This window comes from Rhodopseudomonas sp., from assembly GCF_048594845.1.
In the GTDB taxonomy this organism is placed as follows: domain Bacteria; phylum Pseudomonadota; class Alphaproteobacteria; order Rhizobiales; family Xanthobacteraceae; genus Rhodopseudomonas.
Genome location: NZ_JBMDXE010000187.1, coordinates 1 through 8,658, shown reverse-complemented (window position 1 = coordinate 8,658; position 8,658 = coordinate 1). Strand labels below are relative to the sequence as shown.

8 protein-coding genes are annotated in these 8,658 nt (G+C 63.4%); 2 read left to right on the top strand and 6 right to left on the bottom strand.

Annotated features, from left to right (window positions below; translation table 11 throughout):
* The 3 genes from ACOJTD_RS12025 to ACOJTD_RS12015 form a co-directional block, all read right to left on the bottom strand.
* A partial coding sequence (locus ACOJTD_RS12025) for an AAA family ATPase (RefSeq protein ID WP_420133147.1) occupies positions 1-1,182 on the bottom strand: 1,182 nt, incomplete at its 3' end.
* 212 nt (positions 1,183-1,394) lie between these two features.
* Positions 1,395-1,718 (bottom strand): ATP-dependent Clp protease adapter ClpS, encoded by a 324-nt coding sequence (clpS, locus tag ACOJTD_RS12020; protein WP_420133146.1) that lies wholly within the window; start codon positions 1,716-1,718, stop codon positions 1,395-1,397.
* 468 nt (positions 1,719-2,186) lie between these two features.
* Positions 2,187-2,336, bottom strand: coding sequence for a hypothetical protein (locus ACOJTD_RS12015; protein ID WP_420133145.1), 150 nt, complete (start codon positions 2,334-2,336; stop codon positions 2,187-2,189).
* A gap of 7 nt (positions 2,337-2,343) precedes the next feature.
* Here ACOJTD_RS12015 and ACOJTD_RS12010 point away from each other — a divergent pair, with 7 nt between their 5' ends.
* Positions 2,344-3,636, top strand: coding sequence for a pilus assembly protein TadG-related protein (locus tag ACOJTD_RS12010; protein WP_420133144.1), 1,293 nt, complete (start codon positions 2,344-2,346; stop codon positions 3,634-3,636).
* Positions 3,637-4,047: 411 nt separating this feature from the next.
* Positions 4,048-5,796: a serine hydrolase gene (locus ACOJTD_RS12005; RefSeq protein ID WP_420133143.1), complete on the top strand. Its 1,749-nt coding sequence runs from the start codon at positions 4,048-4,050 to the stop codon at positions 5,794-5,796.
* A gap of 233 nt (positions 5,797-6,029) precedes the next feature.
* On the opposite strand, the gene ACOJTD_RS12000 is transcribed toward ACOJTD_RS12005, so the two are convergent.
* From ACOJTD_RS12000 to ACOJTD_RS11990, 3 genes are all read right to left on the bottom strand, one after another.
* Positions 6,030-6,758, bottom strand: a complete 729-nt coding sequence (locus ACOJTD_RS12000; RefSeq protein ID WP_420133142.1) for a DnaJ domain-containing protein — start codon at positions 6,756-6,758, stop codon at positions 6,030-6,032.
* 61 nt (positions 6,759-6,819) lie between these two features.
* The gene (locus ACOJTD_RS11995) at positions 6,820-7,560 is read right to left on the bottom strand and encodes a VWA domain-containing protein (protein ID WP_420133141.1); all 741 of its coding nucleotides are present in this window, start codon (positions 7,558-7,560) and stop codon (positions 6,820-6,822) included.
* A 109-nt stretch (positions 7,561-7,669) separates the two neighbouring features.
* Positions 7,670-8,500: an alpha/beta fold hydrolase gene (locus ACOJTD_RS11990; RefSeq protein WP_420133140.1), complete on the bottom strand. Its 831-nt coding sequence runs from the start codon at positions 8,498-8,500 to the stop codon at positions 7,670-7,672.
* Positions 8,501-8,658: the final 158 nt, after the last annotated feature.

Genomic DNA, 8,658 nt, shown 5'->3' with positions numbered 1-8,658 from the left:
GGCCGACAGGTCGACCGCCGACTTGATGGCGTCGACCGTGTAGCGCACGTCGTGATGGTCCTCGAAATAGGGCTTGAGGCCCTTGAGGATCTTGAACGCGTCCTCGACCGACGGCTCGTTCACGTCGATCTTCTGGAAGCGCCGGACCAGGGCCCGGTCCTTCTCGAAGTGCTGGCGGAACTCCTTGTAGGTCGTCGAGCCCATGCAGCGGATACTGCCCGAAGCCAGTGCAGGCTTGAGCAAATTCGAGGCATCCATCGCGCCGCCGGAGGTTGCGCCAGCGCCGATCACGGTGTGGATCTCGTCGATGAACAGGATCGCGTTCGGATGCGCCTCGAGCTCCTTCAGCACCTGCTTCAGGCGTTCCTCGAAGTCACCACGATAGCGCGTGCCGGCCAGCAGCGTACCCATGTCGAGCGAAAACACCGTAGCAGCCGCGAGCACTTCGGGCACTTCCGAGTCGACGATGCGCTTCGCCAGACCTTCGGCGATCGCGGTCTTGCCGACACCGGCTTCGCCGACGAACAGCGGGTTGTTCTTCTGGCGGCGGCACAGCACCTGGATCGCGCGGTTGATCTCGGAGTTGCGTCCGATCACCGGGTCGATCTTGCCGTCGCGCGCCTTCTTGTTGAGGTTGACGCAATAGGTCTCCAGTGCGTCGCCCTTCTTCTTGGAGTCCTCGCCGCTCTTGGTCTCGGTCTCCTCGTCTACGCCCCGCACCGGCCGCGCTTCGGAGACGCCCGGACGCTTGGCGATGCCGTGGCTGATGTAATTGACCGCGTCGTAGCGCGTCATGTCCTGCTCCTGCAGGAAGTACGCGGCATGGCTCTCGCGCTCGGCGAAGATCGCGATCAGCACGTTGGCGCCGGTGACCTCTTCACGGCCCGACGACTGCACGTGGATCACTGCGCGCTGGATCACGCGCTGGAAGCCGGCGGTCGGCTTCGCGTCCTCGGAACCGTCGGTGACGAGGTTCTCGAATTCGGTTTCCAGGTAGTTGACCAGACTGGCGCGCAGCTTGTCGAGATCGACGCTGCAGGCCCGCATGACTGCGGCGGCGTCTGAATCATCGACCAGTGAGAGCAAGAGATGCTCGAGCGTCGCGTATTGATGGTGTCGCTCGTTGGCGATGGCGAGCGCGCGGTGCAGGGATTGTTCAAGGCTTTGCGAAAATGTCGGCATCTCGTCCTCTGTGTCCCCCGCTCATCATGATCGCCGCTGCCACGTCGCGCAACAACAACCTTTCGACATATAGTGTCACAACCCGTCGACGAAAGACCTGTTCCTCTCTCCGCCGAGCAGCGCACAAAGCAGGTCCGGGAAAACCCGCCGTCATCAGCGATGCAAGACCCATTCCGAGATCGGTGCCGTTCTCCGTTGGGCGATCCACTCCCCTACTTCTTTTCCATCACGCATTGCAGAGGGTGCTGGTGCTTGCGGGCGAAGTCCATCACCTGCGTCACTTTGGTCTCGGCAATCTCGTAAGTGAAAACGCCGCACTCCCCGATGCCGTGATGGTGAACATGCAGCATCACCTTGGTGGCGGCCTCGACATCCATCTGGAAGAATTTCTCCAGAACGTGCACGACGAATTCCATCGGCGTGTAGTCGTCGTTGAGGATGAGCACGCGGTACAGGTTGGGACGCTTGGTCTTCGGCTTGACCTTGGTGATCACCGAGGTCGTCGGATTACCGGACCGGCTTCCGTCGCCGGCCATCGCCGTCACGACCGACGAGGTCGCCCTATGCGCATCCCGCGAGACCGCGCGCGCCGGAAAGTTCGGGCGCATCGCAGGCGAGTTCGAAAGCCATGCGGACACGGCGGCGGATTCAAGAGATGGATCTGGTTGCAGCATGGCTCAGGTATTCGAATCCCCACGGAACTCTTCCCACCGGAACCGCAACGCGCACATACTGTGATCGACGATTCAGCTCCGGCTCTCCGCCACCCCGGCGGTCCGGTCCGACGCAGGACCGGGTACCGCAAATATGGGTCGATCGACGTTTCCCCGCAAGCGGGGAGATTCCGGAGGTGATCCAAACTGCTACGCGGCGGCGGGGCCGGCGCGGTTAAGGCGAGGTTGCCGAACTCGGGGCTTTTTGCGTCGGGCCGCTATCCTGGAATTTACCCTAGACGCGGCTCCAGCGCATTTAGCTCGCAATTTAGCGAGTTTATCGGATCGGTTTTACCCGTCGTTCAGCGTCAGAACCCAACATCCGCGTGTATTCCTCAGGTTCAGGTGCTCAATGTCGTCGCCAGTCAAGGTCAGGTCGGAAAGCGTCGCCAAGCGGTTCGCGCGTTCGACCGACGGCAACGTCGCCATCATCTTCGCCATCGCGCTGGTGCCGATTCTCGGCTTCGTCGGCGCGGCGATCGACTATTCGCGCGCCAACAAGGCCCGTACGGCGATGCAAAGCGCTCTTGATTCCGCCGCACTGATGCTCGCCAAGGACATCTCCTCCGGAGCCATCACCTCGGCTCAGGTGGCCGCGAAGGCGCAGTCCTATTTCAGCAGCCTCTATAACAACACCGAAGCCCGCAGCATCAACGTCTCCGCCACTTACACGGCGAAGGACAATTCCGGATCATCGACCGTGCTGCTCAAGGGCGACGGTTCCGTCAACACCGCCTTCATGAACTTGTTCGGCTTCCCCACGCTGGGGATCGGCAGCACCTCGACCGCCACTTGGGGCGGCACCCGGCTGCGCGTCGCGATGGCGCTCGATGTAACCGGATCGATGGACTACGACGGCAAACTCCCGGCCATGAAGACGGCTGCCAAAGACCTCGTCGACAACCTGCGCGCCAGCGCTCAGACGGCCGACGACGTCTATATTTCCATGGTGCCGTTCGCCAAGATGGTCAATGTCGGCGCCAGCAACAAAAGCGCCACCTGGCTGAAATGGGATCTTTGGTCTGATACGGGCGGCGTCTGCAGTTACACTAAGTATGTGACGAAGACGGACTGTCAGGCAGCAGGCCGGAGCTGGACATCCTACAACACCAGCAAGTGGAGCGGTTGCGTCACCGACCGCGACCAAGACTACGACACCACAAAGACGCTGCCGACCAGCGCCGCAACCCGATTCCCTGCGGCTGGCTACTACCAGAACGGCGGCGACATCTGCCCCCCGCAGATCATGCCAATGACCTCGGTGTTCGCTGCGAGCGATGCGACATCGATCAAGAACAAAATCGATGCACTGACGGCAAACGGCGGCACAAACCAGCCGATCGGTCTGGCGTGGGCCTGGCTCTCGCTGCAGACCGGCGATCCGCTCAACACCCCCGCAAAGGATGCGAACTACAAGTATACGGACGCGATCATCCTGTTATCGGACGGCCTGAACACACAGGACCGCTGGCCATCCTATGGAAACGGCAACGTCCAGTACAATGGCCAGATCGACGCCCGGCAGAAGATCCTCTGCGACAACATCCGCGCGTCGGCCACCAACACGTCGCGTACCGTGATCTACACCATTCAGGTCAACACCACCGGCGACCCGGAATCGGCGATCCTCAAGTACTGCGCCGATAGCGGTAATTTTTTCTCGACCACAACCGCCTCGGGCATCAGCAGCGCGTTCGCCCAGATCGGGAGTTCGCTTTCCAAGCTGCGGATATCAAAATAGTCGGGCCGCGCCTGAGGCCTATTGAAAGGCCTCGGCGCTCGGCCGCCGGCATCCGAACGGTATCATTTGCGGGCAACAATCGAGATTCGCATGCCCGGAAACTTGTTGCATTGCAGCATCCCGTTGGCGCCCCTACCCGCATTGGCTCGAATCGAGGCAAATCCAGGGGGTTGCCGCAACGGATGCTTAACCTTTTGGAAACGCAGCTCTCCTAACCTCTGCCTCTGATTGTTCGCGCCCTTGAGAAAAAGCCGCGTCAGCTCAGCCGCTTAATCTCGACCAATCGTCTCGGCAAACGGGTCGGGCTTCGGCGGCTGAACTTAAAGGCCGAACCGGACAGCACTGCCGCCGTGGTGGGCATAATTTCGCCTCACGGCCCGGTGATTGATGAAAGATCGGACGGGGACGTTCATGCACCGCAACATCCATGTCAGCTCGCGGGTTCTGCGAGCTTGCGTACTCGGCCTGGCCACGCTCTCGGTCGCCGTCGTCGCCACAACCGACACGGCCGACGCCCGGCGGAAACACCGCCATTCCCGACACCACGTCGAACGCAGCAGTTACAACCCCGCCTTCGCGTCGATTATTGTCGACGGCAACACCGGCGCCACCCTCACCGCGACCAACCCGGACGCGCTGCGCCACCCGGCCTCTCTCACCAAGATCATGACACTCTATCTGCTGTTCGAGCGTCTCGAAGCAGGCAAGATGTCGCTCGACAGCGAAATGGAAGTGTCGGAACACGCCTCGTCCCAGGCTCCGACCAAGCTCGGCCTTCGTCCCGGCCAGACGCTGCGGGTTGAAGACGCTATCAAGGGCCTCGTGACGCGCTCGGCCAACGATGCCGCCGTGGTGATCGCGGAAGCGGTCGGCGGCAGCGAGACCGATTTCGCCCGGATGATGACCCGCAAGGCCCGTGCGCTCGGCATGTCGCGCACCGTCTATCGTAACGCTTCGGGCCTGCCGAACGACGACCAGGTCACCACCGCCCGTGACCAGTCGATCCTCGGCCGCGCCATTCAGGATCGCTTCCCGCGCTACTATCGCTATTTCCAAACCAGCGTCTTCACCTATCGCGGCAACGCGATCCGAAACCACAATCGGCTGCTGGGCAGCGTCGAAGGCGTCGACGGCATCAAGACCGGCTATACCCGCGCCTCCGGCTTCAACCTCGTCACCTCGATGCATCGCGGCAATCGCTTCCTGGTCGGCGTGGTGCTGGGCGGTCGCAGCGGCAGCTCGCGCGACGCCATCATGCGCAACCTGCTGGCCGAAAACCTCGAGAAGGGCGCCACCCGCCGCACTGTCGCGGCGATCGGCGAACGCCCGACGTCGTCGTCCGACGTCGATGTCGCCGAAGCCACCCCGGACACCAAGCCGGCGCCGGCGGTGCAGAATCAGGGCGCCATCCAGGTCGCCTCGGCTGCCCCCGAACCGGTCGAAACAGAGTCGCGCGTTACCGTCCCGACTCCCCGCCCCTCCGTCCCGGTCGCAGCCGCCCGCAACGAAAAACCCGAGCCCGGCCCATTCAACAGCGGCTCGCTGGACAAGCCGCTGGCGCTTGTGCCCGGCCCCGGCTCATCCGAGCCGATGAAGCCGGTCCGCGTCAAGACGGTTCAGGTCAAGTCGGCGCCGATCAAGCTGGCCTCCGCCGTCGCCGCGCCGCCGGTTACCAGTGCAATCCCGTCGCCGCGCCGCGAGGTCGCCGAGACCTCGGGGGCCGCGATCGCCAAGGCCGAGATGATCCCGCAGCCCGCCAATCACGGCACCGGCAACGGCATCCTCGGTGTGCTCCCTGCCTCCCGGGTGACGCCGTCGAACGCGCAGGCGATGGCCTCCGTGGCCTCGGCCGAGCCGACCGCACCGGCTCCGAGCACCGTGCAGCAAAGCGGCGCGATCAAGCCGGTCACGCACAGCGGCTGGATCATCCAGGTTGGGGCCTTGCAGAGCGAGAGCGAAGCCAAGGCGCGTCTTGAAGCCGCACGGGATCAGGCCCGCGGCATGCTCGGCAAGGCCGATCCTTTCACCGAGACCGTGGTGTCGAAGGGCGACCGCAAGCTCTACCGCGCCCGCTTCGCCGGCCTGGAGCGCGACGAAGCCGAAGCCGTCTGCAAGAAGCTGAAGCGCTCCGACATCTCCTGCTTCACGATCAAGAACTGACACGCCTTTCGAGCGTCCCAGGAAAACGGCCGGACCTTGTGTCCGGCCGTTTTCATTTGCGCCGAGCCCATTCGCGACGATCGATGACGGCCAGCGCGCGGGGCTGAAACCACTCGTCAATCATTGCGCGATAAAAATCGGAACAACAGCCACGCCGAACGGCGGGCAGTCAGGCGTCACTCAGAGATCAGAAAAGCCCTCGCAGTTTGTAGCGTAGAGTTGCGTTGCCGGAGTTAGCTGCGATGCGTGCGAAGCAAGGTATCCTTGGCCGCGTTTACACGGGCGGCAAGGTACGTCGACCCCCCTTGATCGGGATGGAGTTTCTTCATCAGCGTGCGGTGAGCACGCCCGATCTCATCCGACCTCGCGCCCGGCTTCAGGCCAAGGATCTGATAGGCTTCCTCGGTCGTCATTTTGCCGCCAAACGACTGGCTGCCCTGCCCCCCTGCCGCACGTCCCTCCGCGTTCTGACGCCAGGCGGGAAACCGGCGGTCCAGATAACTTTCAAGTAGCGCACAGCTCTCGGCGTCGAAGCCGGACATCAACGCAGCGAGTTCGGGCAGATCGAACTCGTCGAGCAACCGTCCGGCTTGTGGCCCGGTCAGGATGCGGCCGCTCATCGCGCCACTTTCGTGGTCGAGCGTCATCTCGAGATTCGCCGAGCGAACCTGGGACGATTGCCCACGCGAACGCTGGCCGCCCCCTCCGAACAATCCGCCAAGGTTGCCCAAACCAACCTTGCCCATCGGCGCCCAGCCGAGCAGCCCAGCGCCGAACAATCCAAGCGGGATGGCCACGGCCAGCTGTCCGCGGACACCCATGAACAGCGCCGTCGCAAGCGTCACGATACCACCCGAGACTTTCAGGGCGCGCGCCAGCACGGCTGGGTTCGCCGAGCGAAACATCTGCAGCAGACTGTAGAGGACGAAGACGGCGATCACGCCGGCAATCAGCGTAGGCATGGCATCAATATAGGCGCCCGGCGTACGAAATGCACCGCTCGGTAAGGCCCTGATGCTGCGGCTATTTCATCTGGCCTAACAGCAAGGCGGCGCCGCCGCCGCGGTGCGCCAGCCGCTGCAGCGCCTCACGGCCGCCCGCCGCATAGGCCGCGGCCGCCCGCAGCAGCTCGCGCAGCTGCGCCGCAGCCCCGGGGTCGAACCGGCACCACGCGCCGCCCGTCAGCCGCGCGATCTCGCGGAAGGCCGACTCAGCCTCCGGGTCGACGCCTTCCTGAAAGATGAACACCGGCACCTTGAGCATCCCAAGCTCGCCGGCCCTGGCGCAGAGCTCGTCGACCGATTCCTCCATCGCGTCACCGACGAACACGATCGCCTTCACACCGGAAGCGATCGCCTCCTTGCGCGCGTCCGCCAGCACCCGGCCGATCTGGGTGTGGCCGCCGCGGCAGTCGATCTTGCCCATCAGCCGGGCCAGTTCGTCGCTCGACGAGATCCAGCCGCTGGCCCGGCACTCGTTCATGCCGCGATAATAGACGAGCCGGATATCCAGACTGCCGATCGCCGCGGCCTCACGAAACATGTCGGCCTGCAGTGCGCAGGCCATGTCCCAGGTCGGCTGGCGGCTCATGGTGGCATCGAGCGCGAACAGGAGACGACCGCGCCCGCCAGCCGCCCCGGGCGCCATCGCCCGCGCCTTGGCGACGAAGGCCGCGATCTCGGCCGACGTACTGCTCGGACGCGGCGACCGATCGGCCGTGTCCGCCAAGGTGTTTGGTCGGGTGGTTGTCGGATCGTTCGGCATCGAAGCTCGCGTCGTTCAACGCGGCTTATTTGGCGTTCGCCTGCGGACGGGTCAATGCCGGAGCGCCGATGCCGCAGCCGCTTCACCTCATCGCTGCGGGCGTGGCGCCTCAGCGCGCCTGCGCCATCACGCCCGGAGAGGTGTTGCGCGTCCGGATCGGCGCCGGTCGATTAGCGTCGTTGTCGAGGAATTTGTCGAGAGCGGTGCTGATCGATTCCTTGACGTCTTCAGGGCCCCGGTCGCTCATGTCGGTGTGCTGGAAGCCGGTGTTGACCACCGTAATGCCTGCTTTGTCGCAGACCGCCTGATCGGGCACGACGCCGGGATCGGCCTTGAACACCGGATCATGCGAGCGGAACGACAGGATCCGGAACTTGCCGTCGATCATGAACGGCACCCGCAGATTGTCCAGAGTCACCACCTTGCGGATGCGGTCGGGGTGGAGCTTGGCGTAGTACATCGAGATATCGCCGCCGTTGGAATGGCCGACCATCGTCAGATGCTCGTAGTCGGCATTCGGCTGCAGCTTCTCCAGTTGCTTCACTGCGAAATCGATATTGGTGACGCCGCGCTCATACACCGGCAGGCGGCCGACATAGAGTTCGCCGACTTTTGTCACCAGGGGCGCATCGCTGTCGAGATCGTGCTGGATACTCACCGCCATGTAGCCGCGGGCGGCGAACAGGTTCGCGAGGAAGGAATATTCGGTGAAGCGGACGGTGTTGCCGTGGTTGAGGATCGCCACCGGCAACTCGGTCAGGCCTGCTTCGGCCTGCAGCTCCTTGTCGCGGCGAACCGCGATATCGACCGCGACCGGACGATTGCGGACGGTATCGAAGAAGGTCAACGTCTGATGACGGATCGCCCACTTCGAAGCGGTGAAATACGCTGCGGCCGAGACGAGGCACAGCGCGAGCAGAACGACAATTCCGCGCGTCATGGTCCACCTTTGTCGGCGCGAAACCCCATGCCCGAGGTCTTGGAGGCCGATAAAGCGACTATAAATCACCGCTATATGACAGGAAGATCAAACATTAGGAGAATACCGCTCCGTCATTGTGCAACTGCACAATGCGTCGACAAAGCGGATGATTTCCT